The 226-nt window shown below is 63.7% G+C and carries 1 protein-coding gene; it reads left to right on the forward strand.

The genetic code is table 11. From position 1 onward, the window contains the following. The coding region (locus tag ACCC97_RS28920; RefSeq protein ID WP_413336424.1) for an acyl-CoA dehydrogenase family protein at window positions 1-226 on the forward strand (226 nt) is incomplete at both ends.

Here is a 226-nt window from a genome sequence, read left to right on the forward strand (position 1 = left end):
GCAAGCAGAACCAGGCCTTCTACGAATTCATGGTGCCGCTCGTGAAGGGCTACAGCACCGAGATGAGCCTCGAAGTGGCTTCGCTGGGCGTGCAGGTGCATGGCGGCATGGGCTTCATCGAGGAGACGGGTGCGGCGCAGTACTACCGCGACGCGAAGATCCTCACGATCTACGAAGGCACCACCGCGATCCAGGCCAACGACCTCGTGGGCCGCAAGACCGCGCG

The organism is Variovorax sp. Varisp85, assembly GCF_047304045.1.
Classification (GTDB): Bacteria; Pseudomonadota; Gammaproteobacteria; order Burkholderiales; family Burkholderiaceae_C; genus Variovorax.